Here is an 18,548-nt window from a genome sequence, read left to right as displayed (position 1 = left end):
CACATCGGCGACCAAACAGGTGGCCAAGCCCGCGACCAAACCGGACAAAGCGAGGGTGCACGCCAGGCCAACCAGCTCGCCATCGGCGCCGCCAGCGTGGCAGTGCAAGGTGGCGAAGTGGTCGGCAAGGTGGTCCAGACCATGTCCGGCATCGAAGCCTCGTCCAAGAAGATCGCCGACATCATCTCGGTCATCGATGGCATCGCCTTCCAGACCAATATTTTGGCCTTGAATGCGGCGGTGGAAGCGGCACGTGCCGGTGAGCAGGGCCGCGGGTTTGCGGTAGTTGCCTCGGAAGTGCGGACGCTGGCCCAGCGTTCCTCGGGTGCGGCCAAGGAGATCAAGGACCTCATCGACGACTCCGTGCACCGCGTCGCCGAAGGCTCCGCCTTGGTGCACACCGCCGGCAAGACCATGAGCGAAGTGGTTGCCAGCGTGCAGCGCGTCACCGACATCATGGGCGAGATCTCCGCCGCCTCGCAGGAGCAGTCGGCCGGCATTGAACAGGTCAACCAGACCATCACCCAGATGGACGAAACCACCCAGCAGAATGCCGCGCTGGTGGAAGAAGCCACTGCCGCCGCACGTGCACTGGAAGAACAGGCGATGGGCCTGACCGAAGCGGTTGCCGTGTTCAAGACCGATGCGACCTATGCGGCCCCGGCCGTGCGTGCCGCACCCGCGCGGCCGGTGGTGAGTTCGGGGGTCAAGGCGAAGGTGGCTGCAGCCGGGCGGACTCCCGCCGCCTCCAGCAACGACAGTAGCTGGCAGGAGTTCTAAGCAAGCGGACTGAACTGCCTGAACGGATCCGGTCGGCAGCGATGCCGGCCGGCTCAAGGCATAACAGGTATTGGCCGATAGCCTGCGTACGCCCATGAGACGCACCGATGACCACTGCTTCCGCGCTGCTGCCGCAGACCGCTTCACCCGCCCCGCGTCGCTGGACCAGCCGCTGGGACGACTTGGCCATTGCCAAAAAACTCGGTGCGATCGGTGTGCTGGCATTGGTCGGCCTGGTGATCCCGGTGCTGCTCTATAGCGGCAAGCTCAATGAGAGCGTCACCATCAGCAACAACGAATTGCGCAGCTACGCCCCGCTTGGGCAGATGCTGGGCCTGATCACCGATCTGCACGCGGCACACGTCGATAGCGGCAGCGCCGCCGACGCCGCAGCACAACGCGCCGAACGCGATCTGCAGCAACTGCTCGCCACGACCGCCGCCATGCCCGGCTTCGAACGCAGCCAGACACAACTGCTCGCCCTGCAGCAGCGCCACGTCGCCACCACGGCGGCCAGCGGCTATAGCAGCGTGAGCGAACAAGCCTTCGCTGCGCTGGATGCACTGCGCGACGACAGCCAACTGGTCTACACCCCGTATATCGAAAGCTACCACCTGGTGGTGGCGACCTTGATCTATAGCCCCGACGCCACCGAATCGCTGACCCGCCTGGATGCGGCCAACGATCCGTCGCAGGCAGGTGGCGAGCGCGCCATGCTGCGCGAACAGCTCAATCAGCTGCAGCGCAACCACGTGCGTTTCCGGCATGAGCTGGACAAAGCAATGGGCCTGCTGGAACAGCCCGACCCTGCCCTGGCCGATGCCGCCAACGCCGAAGCCACGCGTGCCAACGCCGCACTGCAAGCTCTTGGCGCGGCGCTGAAAGGCAGCGATACGCAGGCCGATACGCAGTGGAATGCCGCACTCGATACGCTTGGCCAGGCCATGCAGGACCTCAGCAGCACCTCGCTGCAGGCCTTGCAGCGGCAATCCGAACGCCACCTGGTGGATGCGCGCAACGCGATGTGGCAAGCCGTCGCCGGCCTGTCGCTGCTCGCGCTGCTGATCGCTGCGTTGGGCTGGTACACCTTGTCCAACCTCACCCGCAACGTGCGCCGCGCCGCGACGGTGGCTGCCAACATCGCGCAAGGCGAGCTGGACGAACGCATCGTGCCGCCCAGCCGCGATGAAACCGGCCAACTGCTCGACAACATGCGCCGGATGCAGGAGCAGGTGCAGCACGTGCTGGCCGCACAGAGCGAGATGGCGCAGCGCCACGACGCCGGCCAGATCAGTTACCGCATGGACGCAGACAGCTTCCCCGGCGCTTACGCCACCATGGTGCGCGATACCAACGCGCTGGTCGGCTCGCATATCGCGGTAAAGATGCAGCTGGCGCAGATCATGTCGCGCTACGCCATCGGCGACTTGAGCCAGGACATGCAACGCCTGCCCGGCGAAAAGGCCGTACTTACCGACACCATGGACACGGTCAAGGCCAACCTGTCGGCGATGAACAACGAGATCAAGCTGCTGGCGCAGGCCGCAGCCAGCGGCGACTTCAGCGTGCGCGGCGATGCGCAGCGCTTCCAGTACGACTTCCGCGCGATGGTGGACAGCCTTAATCAGCTGATGGCCACCGCCGACGCCAACCTGCAATCGCTGTCCAAGGTGCTGCAGGCGATCGCTGCAGGCGATCTCACCGCGCGCATGCATGGCGATTTCCACGGTGTGTTCGCACGCATGCGCGACGATGCCAATGCCACGGTGACGCAGCTGGCCGATATCGTCGGGCGCATCCAGCGCTCCACCGATGCCATCAACGATGCGGCCAGCGAGATTGCGTCCGGCAATCAGGACCTGTCGCAACGTACCGAGCAGCAGGCCGCCAACCTGGAAGAAACCGCGGCCTCGATGGAAGAACTCACCTCCACCGTGCGCACCAACGCCGAACATGCCAAGCGCGCCAGTCAGCTGGTGGTCGGCGCCGCCGCCGTCGCCTTGCAAGGCGGCGACGTGGTCGGCCAGGTGGTCGGTACCATGGCCGGCATCCAGGCGGCCTCCAGAAAAATCGCCGACATCATCGGCGTGATCGACGGCATCGCGTTCCAGACCAATATCCTGGCCTTGAACGCTGCGGTGGAAGCCGCGCGTGCCGGCGAACAGGGCCGCGGCTTTGCCGTGGTGGCCTCGGAAGTGCGCAGCCTCGCGCAGCGGTCTGCCGGTGCGGCAAAAGAGATCAAGCACTTGATCGACGATTCGGTCAGCCGGGTCGAACACGGCAACCAGCTGGTCGGCCAGGCCGGCCGCACCATGCAGGAGATCGTCGATTCAGTGCAGAACGTCACCACGATCATGCACGAGATCAGCGAAGCCTCGCTGCAGCAGTCGCAAGGCATCGAACAGGTCGGCCAGACCGTGGCGCAGATGGATCAGGCCACCCAGCAGAACGCCGCGCTGGTGGAAGAAGCCACTGCCGCCGCACGCGCGATGGAAGAACAGGCGCAGCAGTTGCGCGATGCGGTATCGGTGTTCCAGTTGCAGGTGGCGGTGTCGCCCCGCCTTGGGCGGGCCGCCTAAACGTTGCGGCGCGCGATGACTGCCGCGTGTGCAGCACGCTGCAGATGGCCGGTGATGGGACCGGCGACCTGATCGCCTGGCGATGGAACACACCCGCCATCGCCATCGTATCGATGCCCTGACAAGACGACCGGTGTCGCTACCCTGAGGGCACTGCGGCAACCGCGATGTCACCTTCCATCGTAGGGCGCGCCGTCATCCGCGCGTCCTGATCTGCGTCATGAGCGATGGCACACACCCGCCATCGCCGCCGTGTCAATGCTCTGACAAGACGACCGGTGTCGCTGCCCTGAGGGCACTGCGGCAACCGCGATGTCACCTTCGACTGTAGGGCGCGCCGTCATCCGCGCGTCCTGATCTGCGTCATGAGCGAATGCGGCATTGCGCCGATTCGCTTCCCAAAGCCGGTGCACTCACCCGGGAACCCACCTGCCTGCACACCGCCGTCACGCTTCAGCACGTGATCGAACAGTGAATTCGCAGCGCACCGGTCGCGTGCTGGTAGCGCTCCCATCAGGGTTTCCGGGTCATTTGTGCACACGAGCATCATCTTGGTGACGGCCGCCCATACACAATCAGCCAAGCGAGTTCAGCTGTCGCCACCAGCGCCGTTACCGAGCACAAGCATGCAGACCTGCCTTGCAATCGAGCGCAGCGTGACAGCCGGTCACGCGCACCGATGGATCGGCCGGATGCATGCCCGCCCTGGCAGCGCTCGACGTACCGACGACGCGACCCTGCCGATGCGCACTTCCCCTTCCTGCCCATCGCCTTCGAGACTCAACATGATCGCTCTTCTTCAACGGTACAACGTCGGCAAGCGCCTGACCTTCGCGTTCGGCACGCTGATCCTGCTGTCGTGCGCACTGGTGGCCGCTGGTCTTTACACGCTAGCGCAAGCGCGTCAGAGCCTGGATACGCTCACCAATCGCAACATGGTCATCGTCCAGCATCTGCAAGAGATGAATGACGCCGTCTCGGTGATTGCCGTGCAGCTGCGCAATGTCGTGCTGCCGACCACCGCTGAAGAAAATCGTCGCTTCGCCGCCATCATCGAAGAACAGCGCAGCACCTACGACAAGGTGCGCGAGCAGCTCTACGCCTTCTCGGCGACGCCGACGGCACAAGCCATCCGCGAAAAGATCGACCAGAACAACAAGACCGCCACCGCGCTCAACCGCCAGGTGCTCGATCTTGGGTTAGCAGGCAAAACCGATGAAGCCTTGCCGTTGATGCTGCAACGTGCGGCGCCGGCCACACAGGCGTGGCAGGACACGTTGCTGGAATACACGGCGCTGCAGCGCAAGCGTGCCCAGGAAGCTAACGCGGTGGCCACCACCGCGATGGCACGCGGCCGCACGATGTTGATCGGCGGCGGTCTGGCGGTGGTGTTCATCAGTGGCCTGCTGGGCTGGGCCATCACCCGCAGCCTGGTGCGCCCGCTGTCGCAGGCCACCCGTGCCGCCGAAGCCATTGCCAACGGCAATCTGGACAACGATGTGCTCACCACCAGCAACGACGAAACCGGTCGCCTGTTGCAGGCGATGGACAAGATGCAGGACCAGGTACGCAACCTGATCAGCGCGCAGCTGGAGATGGCCAAGCGCCACGATGCAGGCCAGATCAGTTTCCGCATGGATGCCGGCGCGTTCCCCGGCGACTTCGGCCGCATGGTTAAGGACACCAACGAGCTGGTCGCCGCGCACATCAAGGTCAAGATGCAGACCATCCACCTGGTGGAGCGCTACGCCATCGGCGATCTGAGCGAAGACATGCCGCAATTGCCAGGCGAAAAAGCCGCGATCACCACGGCGATGAATCAGGTCAAGCACAACCTGTCCACGATGAATCACGAGATCAAGCACCTTGCCCAGGCGGCAGCCAATGGCGACTTCACCGCACGCGGCAATGCCGAGCAGTTCCAGTTCGACTTCCGCGTCATGGTGGAAAGTCTCAACACCTTGATGGCCACTGCCGATGGCAACCTGCAGTCGCTGTCGGGCCTGTTGCAGTCGATCGCCGCCGGCGACCTCACCGCACGCATGACCGGCCAGTACCAGGGCGTGTTCGCACAGATGCGCGACGATGCCAATGCCACCGGCGAACAGCTGGCCAATATCGTGGGCCGCATCCAGGAAGCAGCCGGCGCGATCGGCCTGGCCTCCGGCGAAATCGCCACCGGTAATCAGGATCTGTCGCAGCGCACCGAACAACAGGCCGCCAATCTCGAAGAAACCGCCGCCTCGATGGAAGAACTCACCTCCACCGTCAAGCAGAATGCCGAACACGCCAGCCAGGCCAATCAGCTCGCCATCGGTGCCGCTGCAGTGGCGTCCCAGGGTGGCGCTGTGGTGGCGAGCGTGGTCACCACCATGTCCGACATCCAGGCGTCTTCGAAGAAGATCGCCGAGATCATCAGCGTCATCGACGGCATCGCTTTCCAGACCAACATTCTTGCTTTGAATGCGGCGGTGGAAGCGGCACGTGCCGGCGAACAGGGCCGTGGTTTTGCGGTGGTGGCCTCCGAGGTGCGCACGCTGGCACAGCGGTCGGCCGGCGCAGCGAAAGAGATCAAGCACCTCATCGACGACTCGGTGGAAAAGGTGGCGCAAGGTGCAACCCTGGTCGACCAGGCCGGTACCACCATGGCCGATATCGTGGCCAGCGTGCAGCGCGTCACCAACATCATGAGCGAAATTTCGTCGGCCTCGCAGGAGCAGTACGCCGGCATCGAGCAGGTCAACCAGACCGTGACCCAGATGGACGAAACCACCCAGCAGAATGCTGCACTGGTGGAAGAAGCCACCGCCGCCGCACGCGCCATGGAAGAACAGGCGCAGCAGCTCACCGAAGCCGTCGCAGTGTTCAAGGTGGCCGAACACACGCCGATTGCACGCCGTCTGTCGGCCATTGCCAGCACACCGGCCAATGCACGCACCGCGCCGCGTCCGGTTGCACGCCCCAATGCGGCAACAGCACCGCGACGTGGCACGATGCAGACCACGGCGTCGGCGTCGGCCAACGACGCTGGTGATTGGCAGGAGTTCTAAGCGCAGTAACGCCGCGCAGTACGCGCGACCTGGGTAAACAGCCTGGTCGCGCAACACTGGCGCATGTGCAAGATCAACTCTGCGCGCACCGATCGCTATACGCACCAATAGCAGCAGACGAGACACCGCGCCGCATCAAACACAAGGCCGGCCCGCTTAGCGGGTCGGCTTTGTGCGTTTTGGCAGGCAGGCAACTTGCTCGCGTGCAGGAAGCTAGACAGACACGCAGCAACAACTGGAAGAGATCGCAGCAGCGCCCAAACGCCTCGCAGAATCGCACCGCCCGTCACCAATGATCAACCACGCAGCGCATGCAACAACGAAGCCCCAACGCCCAACGCTAAAGCCCCTCTCCCCTCGGGAGAGGGGTTGGGGTGAGGGTACGGCGAAGCAACAAACTCAAAACCATTACCCCAACCGCACTCACTCGAATCGAAGCCCACGTAGCCAAAACCCGTGCAGCGCACGTGAAACCCAACGATGACAGCCAGATGTCACTTCGCTGCACACGCGCATAAACACCACATTCCAACGCCGAAATCGAACAACTCAGCACAATTTTTCACCAGCGCCAACCCGACCCACACGTGCTGTTCACCAGTGTGATCCAGCGCTGTACAGGCACCGCGCATCCGGTCAATTCGAGGCAGTTGCAGCCGTTACCACTGGGCATGCCGCAAAGCGGACACGAGCGCACGGCGACGTGCCACCCGGTCGATGTCATGCACCCCATCCCTATCGAGCCGAGCGACTCCATGAACTCTTTCTTGCTGCGTTTCAATGTCGGACCACGCCTGGCGGGCGCCTTTGCCGTGTTGATCCTGCTATCGGGCTTCATTGCCTTTATCGGCTATCGCGGCCTGACCTCGGCACGCGGGTTGGTCGATGACCTGGTGAGCCAGAACATGACCAAGATCCGCCTGTCCAACGACATGATGAATGCGAACTACATCATCGCCGCGGAATTGCGCAACCTGGTGCTGCCCACCAGCGATGCCGACAATCTGAAGTTCATCGAAAAGATCAAACGCGCACGCGCCGACTACGCCAAAGCGCGCGACGCCTTGTACGCCATGCCCGTCTCGGAACAAGGCAAGGCCATTCGCAACGACATCGATCAGCTCACCCCCACGGTGCGCGACTTGAACAACCACGTCATCGATCTGGTGACGTCCGGCCACAGCGACGAAGCGCTGCCGCTGCTGCTCACCAAGGCAGCGCCCGCGCTGCAGCAGTGGCAGGACAAGATCGGCGACAACATCGTTTTGCAGGACAAACTCGCCGCCGAAGCCGCTGCAGTTGCGCTGCAATCGATGAACGATTCGCGCAAGCTGCTGGTGGGCGGTTCGCTGCTGGTGGTGCTGCTCAGCAGCACGCTGGGCTTGCTGATCACCCGTAGTCTCACTCGGCCGCTGAGCCGTGCCACACGTGCTGCCGAAGCGATTGCAGACGGCAAGCTGGATAATGCCGTGCATACCGATGCCGGCGACGAGACCGGCCGCCTGTTGCAGGCGATGGACAAGATGCAAACGCAGGTGCGCAACCTGATCACCGCGCAGCTGGACATGGCCAAACGCCACGATGCCGGCCAGATCAGCTTCCGCATGGATGGCGGCGCATTTCCTGGCGATTTTGGCCGCATGGCAGGCGATACCAATGCGCTGGTCGACAGCCACATCCAGGTCACCACACGTCTGGCGCAGATCATGGGCCGCTATGCAATCGGCGACCTCAGCGAAGACATGCAGCAGCTCCCCGGCGAAAAGGCCGCACTCACCAACACCATGGCGCAGGTCAAGGCCAACCTGGCTGCGATGAACCAACAGATCAAGCACCTGGCAAACGCTGCTGCCAATGGCGACTTCAGTGCACGCGGCGATGCGGCGCAGTTTCAGTACGACTTCCGCATCATGGTCGAAAGCCTCAATCAATTGATGGCCACCGCCGATGGCAGCCTGCAATCGCTGTCGGGCATGTTGCAGGCCATTGCAGCGGGTGATCTCACCGCACGCATGGACGGCGACTTCAAGGGTGTGTTCGCACAGATGCGCGACGACGCCAACGCCACCGCCAGCCAGTTGGCCGACATCGTCGGGCGCATCCAGACCTCTGCGTTGTCGATCAACGCCGCGGCCAGCGAAATCGCCACCGGCAATAACGATCTATCGCAGCGCACCGAGCAACAGGCGGCCAATCTGGAAGAGACCGCCGCATCGATGGAAGAGCTCACCTCCACCGTCAAACAGAACGCGGAGGGCGCACGCCAGGCCAACCAGCTCGCCATCGGTGCCGCCAACGTGGCCTCGCAAGGTGGCGAAGTGGTCGGCAAAGTGGTCGACACCATGGCCGGCATCGAGGCCTCATCGAAAAAGATTTCCGACATCATCAGCGTGATCGACGGGATCGCGTTCCAGACCAATATCCTGGCCTTGAATGCGGCAGTGGAAGCGGCGCGCGCCGGCGACCAAGGCCGTGGTTTTGCGGTCGTTGCTTCTGAAGTGCGCACGCTGGCGCAGCGTTCGTCGGCGGCCGCCAAGGAGATCAAGGACCTGATCGGCGATTCGGTACAGCGCGTGGCCGATGGCTCGCAACTGGTGGATCAGGCCGGCAAGACCATGGCGGAGATCGTTTCCTCGGTGCAGCGTGTCACCGACATCATGAGCGAGATCTCTGCCGCCTCGCAGGAGCAGTCGGCCGGCATCGAGCAGGTCAACCTCACCGTGACGCAGATGGACGAAGCCACTCAGCAGAACGCAGCGTTGGTGGAAGAAGCCACCGCCGCTGCACGCGCCATGGAAGAACAAGCGCAGCAACTCACCGCAGCCGTGGCCGTGTTCAAGGTCGAGGCACAGGCGCCGGTCGCGCGTCACCTGTCTGCCATCACCAGCGCGCCACGCAATGCGCGCCTGCCAGCGCGTCCGGCGGCACGCACCACCGCCACGCCAGCGATGGCGCGCCGCCCTGCGGTGAGTGCGTCTGCGTCGACAGCCAACGCCAGCGGGTGGCATGAGTTCTGAATTCACCCGCAACAAGGAATGCGCTGATACCCGTCAGCGCATGCACCGACGCAGCCATGTACCACCGTTGCAGCAGGTAACTGCGCGGTGAGTGATCTACGCGTTGCGCACCACCACCATCAACATCAGCACTACAGAAAGTTCGAGAGTCGTTCGAGTCCGCGCTTCGCGGATCTTGTGGGCCGCATCCCGTGCAAGGGGATGCGGCCCTTTTTTATGTTCGCGTTTTTATGTCCGCGTCGTCGGCACGCGCAGATCGGGGTCGATGGTGTCCTTCACGCTCCCAACTTCACATAGTCCTTACATATGCCGATTGTCGGCGGCGTAGCTGGAAACGCTTCCAATGAGCGGAAACTGAATACAGCGCACCCTGTTGTGCTGATTTCTACAAAAACGATCAATTTCGCGCATAGACGGCCGTTATCGCATTCACGCATCCGTAACGCCCTCCCCCGGGCAAGGCACTCTCATGCATTTCTTCAACCGACTTTCCGTTGGTACGCGGTTGTCCGCATTGCTGACCCTGGTCATCGCGATGTCGCTGGGGCTGCTCGCCCTCACCATCTACCGGCAATCGGCCGGCGACATCGAATCGCAGGTCAAGGCCGAACTGCGTTCGAGCACGCGGCTGATGCAGCAGTCGGTGGCGATGTACGACGTCACCCTGACCGAAGGCACCGAGCGCCTGGGCAGCGTCTTCGACGACATGCTGCCGCGCGGCGCACGCGAGCTGGATACCGCCAGTACCGTGAGCATCGGCGAGCAGAACACGCCCACGCTGCGCTCCGGCAAGCAGGCCCTGAATCTCAACTTCGACGCGGTGGATCGCTTCGCGCAGACCACCGGCGGCGTTGCGACCATCTTCGCGCGCACCGGCGACGACTTCGTACGCATCACCACCTCGCTGCGTAACAAACAGAACGAGCGCGTGATAGGCACCCTGCTCGATCGCAAGGGCAAGGCCTACGCCGCGCTGTCCGAAGGCAAGCCCTTCACCGGCCAGGCGCAGTTGTTCGGCGACCAGTACATGACCTATTACGCGCCGCTGCGCAACGCTGCTGGCGAGGTGATCGGCGCGCTGTTCGTCGGTCGCAACTACACCCAGGGCCTGGCCGCGCTCAAGGCCCAGGTCAGCACGACCAAGCTGGGACAGGACGGCTATTTCGTCATCGCCGACATGGCGCCTGGCGAGCACCAGGGCCAGATCATCGCCGCACCGCCTGGTGCTCCGGCGACGTTGTCGGCACTGGTGCCGGCCGAGCAGCAAGCGGCATTGCAGTCGGTGCTGGACGGCAAGCAGCCCAGCGCCAGCCTGCAGCTGCGCGATGCCAAGGGCAACGCGCAGGCGTTCGAAGTCACCGCACAGCGCTATGCGCCGTGGCAGTGGGCGGTGATCGGCACCCAGCCGCGCAGCGCCATCGACGGCCCGCTCGACCAGCTGATGGGCAGCATGCTGTTGTTCTCGCTGGTGGTGCTGGCGCTGTGTATCGCGGTGGTGTTCATCGCCGCACGCAAGATGGTCACCCGGCCATTGATTGCAGTGGAACGCGTGCTCGGCGATGTTGCCGCCGGCCGCCTGGACAACCCCATCGAGATCGATCGGCACGATGAACTCGGCCGCCTGCTGCTCAGCGCCCGCACCATGCGCGACGACCTGCGCGCGCGGCTGGAGCGCGATCACCTGATCGCCAGCGAAGCACTGCGTGTGCGTACCGCGCTGGACGATGTCAGCACCAACGTGATGATCGCCGACATCCATCAGCGCATCATCTACGTCAACCGGCCGCTGCAACGCCTGCTCAAGGGCGTGCAGGAACAGTTGCGTGGCGTTGCGCCCGGCTTCGATGCGGACAAGCTGATCGACACCAGCATCAATCAGTTCCATGCCGCACCGAAGGAGCACGAGCGCATGCTCGAACAGCTCACCGGCACCAACGTCGCCCAGATCACCGTTGGCGACCGCATCGTGCGCCAGGTGGTCAGCCCGGTACTGGATGCCGCCGGCGAGCGCATGGGCTTTGTCATCGAGTGGGCCGACCGCACCCAGGAAGTGCAGGTGGAAGAAGAAGTCGCGCGTATCGTGCAGGCCGCCGCAGCTGGCGATCTGAGCGGCCGTGTGGACACCGCCGGCAAGCAGGGCTTCCTGCTCCAACTCGCCCAGCAACTGAACATGCTGCTGGACAACAACGCCGATGGCCTCTCGCGTGTCTCCGCGCTGCTATCGTCGTTGTCGCAAGGCGACCTCACTGCGCGCATGGACGGCGATCTGCAAGGCGTGTTCGCCACCATCCGCGACGACGCCAACGCCACCGCCGACCAACTGGCCGGCATCGTACGTCGCATCAAGGACGCGTCGCTGGCGATCAACTCGGCCGCCAGCGAAATCGCCACCGGTAACGGCGACCTGTCGCGTCGGACCGAACAGCAAGCCGCCGCACTCGAAGAAACCGCCGCGTCGATGGAAGAGCTCACCGCCACCGTCAAGCAGAACGCCGACAACGCCGACCAGGCCAACCGCCTGGTGCTGGATGCGGCCGGCGTGGCCGCCAAGGGGGGCGACGTGGTTTCCCGCGTGGTCACCACCATGTCCGATATCGACGCCTCGTCCAAGAAGATCGCCGACATCATCAGCGTCATCGACGGCATCGCCTTCCAGACCAACATCCTGGCCTTGAACGCTGCGGTAGAAGCCGCGCGTGCTGGCGAACAGGGCCGCGGCTTTGCCGTGGTGGCCTCGGAAGTGCGCACGCTTGCCCAGCGCTCGGCCGGTGCGGCCAAGGAGATCAAGCACCTGATCGAGGACTCGGTGACCCGCATCGGCAACGGCGCCGCACTGGCGTCGGAAGCGGGCAGCACCATGCAGCAGGTCGTCAGCTCGGTGCAGCGAGTCACCGACATCATGGGCGAGATCACCAGCGCCTCGCGCGAGCAGGCCGCCGGCATCACCCAGGTCAACCAGACCGTCACCCAGATGGACGAAACCACCCAGCAGAACGCAGCACTGGTGGAAGAAGCCACGGCAGCCGCACGCTCGATGGAAGAACAGGCTACGCAGCTGGTGGACGCAGTGGCGGTGTTCCGTCTCGAACAGCAGGACAGCCTGAGCACCTTGCTGGCCAACGCACGCCACGCATATCACTGATGCGACAAACGCTGTCTGAGGCAAACGCTGGGTGAGTCGAGAGAGGTCCAGGCGTTGTTGGTTGCCGTGCTCAAACACTGCGCGCCGACCACCTTCACTGGCCCTTGCCCGCTCACCGTCGCAGGACCCTTGGCGGCATGGATGCCGCCACGGAGCTTACATGGACGTACTTGCAGCGTGTCCTNTGGCCCTTGCCCGCTCACCGTCGCAGGACCCTTGGCGGCATGGATGCCGCCACGGAGCTTACATGGACGTACTTGCAGCGTGTCCTGCGATGGTGAGCAGGCAAGGGCCCTGAAGCAAACTCGCAGTATCGAGCGCGCGGCGCCCTCGCCGCTCGCGGGACACGCCGTGAACCCATCCCTGGGGGCTCGATGGCGGCATCCATGCCGCCAACGGTCCCGCAATCGGCAAGGGCCCCGCACCAGAACGTTGGTTGGCTGTTTGATGAAAGCAGCCAGTGATGCGACGGCACCGCGGGCGAACGTCGCCTGTCGCTTGCACCAGCGCGCCGACCACCTTCACTGGCCCTTGTCCGCTCACCGTCGCAGGACCCTTGGCGGCATGGATGCCGCCAAGGAGCTTACAAGGACGTACTTGCAGCGTGTCCTGCGATGGTGAGCGGGCAAGGGCCCTGCAGCAAACTCGCAGTATCGAAGGCGCGGTGCCCTCGCCGCTCGCGGGACACGCCGTGAACCCATCCCTGGGGGCTCGATGGCGGCATCCATGCCGCCAACGGTCCCGCAATCGGCCAGGGCCCCGCACCAGAACGTTGGTTGGCTGTTTGATGAAAGCAGCCAGTGATATGACGGCACTGCGGGCGAACGTCGCCTGTCGCTTGCACCAACGCGTCGACCACCTTCACTGGCCCTTGCCCGCTCACCGTCGCAGGACCCTTGGCGGCATGGATGCCGCCACGGAGCTTACATGGACGTACTTGCAGCGTGTCCNCGACCACCTTCACTGGCCCTTGCCCGCTCACCGTCGCAGGACCCTTGGCGGCATGGATGCCGCCACGGAGCTTACATGGACGTACTTGCAGCGTGTCCTGCGATGGTGAGCGGGCAAGGGCCCTGCAGCAAACTCGCAGTATCGAACGCGCGGTGCCCTCGCCGCTCGCGGGACACGCCGTGAAGCCGTCCCTGGGGGCTCGATGGCGGCTTCCATGCCGCAAGCGGCGAGGACACCGCACCAGGCTGGTGGCTGGTGGCTGGTTGCCTTGCCGAAGAACGAAGACATCGCGCCCCAGAACCTCGATGGATGCTGCGTTAAAAGCTCTGCACACCGCCCATCGCGACGGGTCATGAGCAGCGTCAGGCGTACGAGTTTTATCAGCGGCACTTAAAGATTTCGCTTTGCCGCCGATATCAAGGCGACGCCGGGACAACCCTCCGGGCTTCTTCCCGCTACCACTGTGCTTGTGCCCATGTCCCAAGGCGATACCTCAGAGTCAGAGCTGGACCACGACGATCACCTTGCAGAAGGTGACGAACGCTATCTGCTGCGCAACAAACGGCAGATCCGTGGCTTGCTGCGCCAGCTGCTCGACCAACGCGCCGTAGTGACCATGCATGTGGCAGGCCGCGACATGGCCGTGCCCACCGCCGTGCTCGAAATCGATGAAGACGACGATTGCGTGATTCTGGACGGCAGCCACAACGACACCTCCAACCGCGCCATCGAAGATGCCAAGTACCTGCTCTGCTATGCGCAACTGGAGCGGGTCAACGTGCGTTTCCGGTTGGAAAAGGCCGAGCGCATCGAGCGCGACATCCACGTTGCCTTCCGCGCCGAGCTGCCGGACGCGATGTACCACATGCAACGCCGCGAATCGTACCGGCTGGAAACGCCGATCACCGACTCGCCCATGTGCATCATCCGCCAGGACGAATCCGAGGGCGGCAACCTCAATCTGCAGCTGCGCGTGATCGACATCAGCAGCGGCGGCCTGGCGGTGTCGCTCACCGCCGGAATGCCCTTGCTGGAGCCGCAACGCACCTATCGCGACTGCACGCTGCACCTGCCCGACGTCGCACCGATCGCCCTGCCGCTCACGGTGTGCAGCCAATACAAGCAGACTCTACCCAATGGCAGCGAAGGCTTCCGCGTCGGCCTGCAGTTCAGCGATCTGCCGCGTGGCGCCGACGAAACCATCCAGCGCTACATCTTTCGGGTCGACCGCCAGCGCAACGCGCGCAAGAGCGGCGTGTTCTGAACCCGCACGTACCACTTGGTCCACGCACCTAAAGTTGCCGAGCGCTGCGCCGATGTTGCTATGGCAGCCTTCTCAACCTAGTGCCGCAACCTGACACTCAGCCGCAACGCCCGGAGTTTTCATGAACGACAAAAGCACTGCCACCGGCACCGGTGGTGAATTCCTCAGCTTCGCATTGGGCGAAGAACACTACGGCGTGGACATCCTGAAAGTGCAGGAAATCCGTGGCTACGATTCGGTCACCCGTCTGCCTGACGCGCCCGACTACATCAAGGGTGTGATCAACCTGCGCGGCACCATCGTGCCGGTGATCGACCTGCGCCTGAAGCTGCGCCTCAAGGAAGCGCGCTACGACGCGTTCACCGTGATGATCGTGCTCAACGTCGAAGACCGCGTGGTCGGCATCGTGGTGGACAGCGTCTCCGACGTCATCCCGCTCAATGACGACCAGATCCGCCCGACGCCCGAGTTCGGCGCCGCAGTGGACACCCGCTTCATCTCCGGCATCGGCACCCAGGACGATCGCATGCTGATCCTGCTGGATATCGAAACCCTGCTGGACAGCACCGAGCTGGGTCAGCAGCAGCTGGCTGAAGAAGCTGCCTGATTCACGGCGGTTGAGTGCGGCGACCTGCGGTCGTCAGAGGGATGCAGTGGTTGGCAAGCGCGGCAATGCAGCAGGTGTGCATCGCCGCGTTTGAACACCCGGCGGCCCTCTGACGGCCGCAGTGGTTTATGCCTAATGCGCATACCACCATCAGGTGTCGGGAGCTTCCCGACACGAGACGCACTACTAGATAGAAGTGCCATGTGAATCACATTTTTTTTCTTCAAGTTGAATCCCAGTTAGCCGATAGCTGAATAGAAGCCCGCGTTCATAAGCGGGTCACCGTTCGACTTTCGATTCTGGAGAATCCCCAATGAAGTTCCTGCTCTCGCTCCTCCCCGTCGCTGCTCTCGTGATCGTTGCCCCCACGCTGTCGGCTCAGTCGCAGGAAATGATTCCGCCGGAGATGGCCACCCGCTTCGTCGGCAAGGACGGCATGGTGTGCGGCAAGGTCGAAAAGGCCAAGTACGCGCAGAGCTCGGAAGGCGAACCCACCTTCCTGTACATGGGCGGCATGTTCCCGCGTCACACCTTCTCGGCCCGCATCGACGGCGCCAACCGCGGCAAGTTCAGCTTTGCCCCCGAATCGTTGGAAGGCAAGGACGTCTGCGTCCTCGGCAAGATCCAGCGCGACAGCTCGCGCGCCGAAATCGAAGTCAGCTCCCCGGCCAGCCTGAAGCTCGCCACCATCAAGTAATCGCATCGCACATCGCCACGCCCATGCGTGGCGATGTGCTGTCTGGATTATGCGGACTGACTTCTACGGGGGAATCGTGTCAATGCAATGGATTAATAATCTGAAATTGATGCCGCGGCTTATGCTGGCGTTCGGCATCGTGCTGCTGATCATGCTGGTGCAGGGAATCATCGCGTATTCGGGCCTGGCATCGCTCAACAACGTGACGCGCGATCTGGCCGGCAACACCATGTCCAGCGTGCGCGAAGCCGGCGATCTGCGCGGCATGCTCGGCGAATACCGGAATGCGTCTTATCAAAATCTGGTGCGCGCCAGCGATGCGGTCAAGCAGGAAGCCAGGGTCCGCGCCAAGAAGCTCAACGGCGAAATCGAGGCAACGATCAAGGGCTATCCCCGCCTGATCGAAAGCCCGCAACAGAAAAAACTCTTCAACGTGTTCGTGGCCGACTGGAAGAAGGCCTCGGCCTCGTACGCCAGCGTCGATGAAATGATCGAGCTCAATCTCCCCGACGATGCCATCGACACCTTTGTCGGCGAGACCCGCACCCTGCACAACAAGGCCAAGGATTCGCTGGCTGCGTTGATCGCCGAGGACAATCTGCTGGCACAGGCCGCCAAGACCAAGGCCGAAAAGGTCCACGCAACCTCGGTCTCGCTGACCATGGTGGTGTTGCTGATCGGCATTGCCGGTGGCCTGGGCCTGGCATTCCTGTTCGCCCGCTCCATCGTGCGCAGCATGCGCGGCGCGGTGAGCACCGCCACCGAAATCGCCGGCGGCAAGCTGGATGGCCAGATCAATGCGCACGGCAAGGACGAAGTGGGCGAACTGATGCGCTCCATGCAGCGCATGCAGCGCGATCTGAAAGAGCGTATCGAACGCGATCAGAAAGTCGCCGACGAGAACCTGCGCATCCGCACCGCGCTGGACAAGTCGTCCACCGGCACCTTCATCACCGATCCCGACCGCGTCATGATCTACGCCAACGATGCCTTCAAGAAGATCGTGACGCAGTACGAAAGCAGCATCCGCCTGGCATCGCCCGAGTTCGATGCGAGCAAGGTCATCGGTCAGCACATCAGCTACCTGGGCCTGTCGGACGCGACCGTGCGCAAGGCCGTTGCTGCGCTCGAACGCGATGGTGTCACCAGCTTCGAAGAGCGCTTCGGCGAAGTCGTGCTGGCGCAGACCGTCACCGGCATCAAGAACGAGCAAGGCGAAACCACCGGCGAAGTCTGCGAATGGCGCGACCGCACCATCGAAGTCCAGGTTGAAGAAGAAGTCGCCCGCATCGTGCGTGCCGCTGCCAGCGGCGACATGAGCGGCCGCGTCGAAACCGACGGCAAGCAGGGCTTCTTCCTGCAGTTGGCGCAGCAGCTCAACGGCTTGCTGGATGCCAATGCCGGCAGCCTGGAGCAGATCTCTGCGCTGTTGTCTGCGCTATCGCGTGGCGACCTGACCGTGCGCATGCAAGGGCAGTTCAGCGGCGTGTTCGCGCAGATGCGTGACGATGCCAACGCCACCGCCGAGCAACTGGCCGATATCGTCGGTCGCATCAAGCTCTCCTCCAGTGCGATCAACTCGGCAGCCGGCGAAATCGCCTCTGGCAACAGCGATCTGTCGCACCGCACCGAACAGCAGGCCGCCAACCTGGAAGAAACCGCTGCCTCGATGGAAGAGCTCACTTCCACCGTCAAGCAGAACGCCGAAAGCGCACGTCAGGCCAATCAGCTGGCCATCGGCGCCACCGGTGTGGCCTCGCAGGGCGGCGACGTGGTGTCGCAGGTGGTCACCACCATGTCCGGCATCGAAGCCTCGTCCAAGAAGATCGCCGACATCATCTCGGTCATCGACGGCATCGCCTTCCAGACCAATATTTTGGCCTTGAATGCAGCGGTGGAAGCGGCACGTGCCGGTGAGCAAGGCCGCGGGTTTGCGGTGGTCGCCTCGGAAGTGCGCACGCTGGCACAGCGTTCGGCCGGCGCCGCCAAGGAGATCAAGGGCTTGATCGACGACTCCGTGCACAAGGTCGCCGAAGGCTCTGCGCTGGTGCGCAAGGCCGGTGCGACGATGGCTGAGATCGTTGCCAGCGTGCAGCGCGTCACCGACATCATGGGCGAAATTTCTGCCGCCTCGCAGGAACAGTCGGCCGGCATCGAGCAGGTCAACCAGACCATCACCCAGATGGACGAAACCACCCAGCAGAACGCAGCCCTGGTGGAAGAAGCCACTGCCGCCGCCCGCTCGATGGAAGAGCAGGCCGGTCATCTGGCCGAAGCGGTGTCGGTGTTCAAGCTGGACGAATCGGCAGCGGTTGCACAAGCGCGTGTGCGCCCGGTGGCCTCGCGTCCGGTTGCGGTCAAGACGGCGGCCAAGCCGGCCGTGCGGACAGCCGCAGCGCCGTCGGCGCGATCTGCCAAGCCACAGGCCGCACTGGCCGACGGTAACTGGCAAGAGTTCTAA

9 protein-coding genes are annotated in these 18,548 nt (G+C 63.5%); all 9 read left to right on the top strand.

Going from position 1 to position 18,548, the window contains the following annotated elements:
- Window positions 1–780, top strand: a 780-nt coding sequence (locus ASF90_RS04610) for a methyl-accepting chemotaxis protein (protein WP_236699200.1), incomplete at its 5' end; no start/stop codon positions are given.
- Window positions 781–887: 107 nt separating this feature from the next.
- A complete protein-coding gene (locus ASF90_RS04605) occupies window positions 888–3,359 on the top strand; it encodes a methyl-accepting chemotaxis protein (RefSeq protein WP_055846554.1) in 2,472 nt (823 codons plus the stop codon).
- Between the two features lie 785 nt (window positions 3,360–4,144).
- Window positions 4,145–6,409: a methyl-accepting chemotaxis protein gene (locus tag ASF90_RS04600; RefSeq protein WP_055846551.1), complete on the top strand. Its 2,265-nt coding sequence runs from the start codon at window positions 4,145–4,147 to the stop codon at window positions 6,407–6,409.
- Between the two features lie 755 nt (window positions 6,410–7,164).
- Entirely contained in the window at window positions 7,165–9,426 is a 2,262-nt protein-coding gene (locus ASF90_RS04595) for a methyl-accepting chemotaxis protein (RefSeq protein WP_055846548.1), read from the top strand.
- Window positions 9,427–9,895: 469 nt separating this feature from the next.
- Entirely contained in the window at window positions 9,896–12,568 is a 2,673-nt protein-coding gene (locus ASF90_RS04590; protein ID WP_055846545.1) for a Cache 3/Cache 2 fusion domain-containing protein, read from the top strand.
- Between the two features lie 1,426 nt (window positions 12,569–13,994).
- Window positions 13,995–14,783: a flagellar brake protein gene (locus ASF90_RS04580; protein ID WP_055846540.1), complete on the top strand. Its 789-nt coding sequence runs from the start codon at window positions 13,995–13,997 to the stop codon at window positions 14,781–14,783.
- Between the two features lie 121 nt (window positions 14,784–14,904).
- Window positions 14,905–15,390 (top strand): chemotaxis protein CheW, encoded by a 486-nt coding sequence (locus tag ASF90_RS04575; RefSeq protein WP_011037040.1) that lies wholly within the window; start codon window positions 14,905–14,907, stop codon window positions 15,388–15,390.
- Window positions 15,391–15,703: 313 nt separating this feature from the next.
- Window positions 15,704–16,087 carry a hypothetical protein gene (locus ASF90_RS04570; protein ID WP_005993867.1) on the top strand — a complete coding sequence of 128 codons (384 nt, stop codon included), beginning with the start codon at window positions 15,704–15,706 and terminating at the stop codon, window positions 16,085–16,087.
- A gap of 82 nt (window positions 16,088–16,169) precedes the next feature.
- The gene (locus ASF90_RS04565; RefSeq protein ID WP_055846537.1) at window positions 16,170–18,548 is read left to right on the top strand and encodes a methyl-accepting chemotaxis protein; all 2,379 of its coding nucleotides are present in this window, start codon (window positions 16,170–16,172) and stop codon (window positions 18,546–18,548) included.

It is taken from the genome of Xanthomonas sp. Leaf148 (assembly GCF_001423585.1).
Lineage (GTDB): Bacteria > Pseudomonadota > Gammaproteobacteria > Xanthomonadales > Xanthomonadaceae > Xanthomonas.
The sequence above is the reverse complement of the archived record's forward strand: the minus strand, read 5'-3'. Positions and strand labels throughout refer to the sequence as shown.

Bases quoted from the DNA above. Each gene is read 5' to 3' on its own strand.
- ASF90_RS04605 (WP_055846554.1), top strand. From the start codon at position 888: ATGACCACTGCTTCCGCGCTGCTGCCGCAGACCGCTTCACCCGCCCCG.
- ASF90_RS04600 (WP_055846551.1), top strand. From the start codon at position 4,145: ATGATCGCTCTTCTTCAACGGTACAACGTCGGCAAGCGCCTGACCTTC.
- ASF90_RS04595 (WP_055846548.1), top strand. From the start codon at position 7,165: ATGAACTCTTTCTTGCTGCGTTTCAATGTCGGACCACGCCTGGCGGGC.
- ASF90_RS04590 (WP_055846545.1), top strand. From the start codon at position 9,896: ATGCATTTCTTCAACCGACTTTCCGTTGGTACGCGGTTGTCCGCATTG.
- ASF90_RS04580 (WP_055846540.1), top strand. From the start codon at position 13,995: ATGTCCCAAGGCGATACCTCAGAGTCAGAGCTGGACCACGACGATCAC.
- ASF90_RS04575 (WP_011037040.1), top strand. From the start codon at position 14,905: ATGAACGACAAAAGCACTGCCACCGGCACCGGTGGTGAATTCCTCAGC.
- ASF90_RS04570 (WP_005993867.1), top strand. From the start codon at position 15,704: ATGAAGTTCCTGCTCTCGCTCCTCCCCGTCGCTGCTCTCGTGATCGTT.
- ASF90_RS04565 (WP_055846537.1), top strand. From the start codon at position 16,170: ATGCAATGGATTAATAATCTGAAATTGATGCCGCGGCTTATGCTGGCG.